This window comes from Luteolibacter pohnpeiensis (assembly GCF_016595435.1).
GTDB lineage: Bacteria > Verrucomicrobiota > Verrucomicrobiia > Verrucomicrobiales > Akkermansiaceae > Luteolibacter > Luteolibacter pohnpeiensis.
This window is the reverse complement of the sequence record NZ_JAENIJ010000224.1, coordinates 1-361: the sequence shown is the minus strand read 5'-3', so window position 1 is coordinate 361 and position 361 is coordinate 1. Positions and strand designations below refer to the sequence as shown.

Here is a 361-nt window from a genome sequence, read left to right as displayed (position 1 = left end):
GAAGTGGAACGGGAACGCTCCCGGAATTCGAAGAAAGCCAAGGAACGGCAGATATGGGCATACCGCGAGTTGGTCTCCCGCTTGTTTCCCGCGCTCTTCCCGAATGATTCCGGCGACACTCCCGAAACACTCCCGCCAAGTTCCCGGAAACCTCCCGGCGGATTCCCGGAGAATTCCCGCCCGATTCCCTGGGATATACCAGAGACCAGAAACCAGAAGGATAGGGAGAGAGAGATAGCGCGGGCGCAAGAGCCAAACGCAACGCCTCCGAGATCCAATCGAAGACCCACGCTTGCCCAGGCAAAATCAGCAGCGGCGACCATCGGCGTCACGGCGGAGCTCGCCGACGAATGGTGGCATG

The 361-nt window shown here is 60.1% G+C and carries 1 protein-coding gene; it reads left to right on the top strand.

The window, feature by feature from the left end; translation table 11 throughout:
- The coding region (locus JIN85_RS21555) for a hypothetical protein (protein WP_234047557.1) at positions 1-361 on the top strand (361 nt) is incomplete at both ends.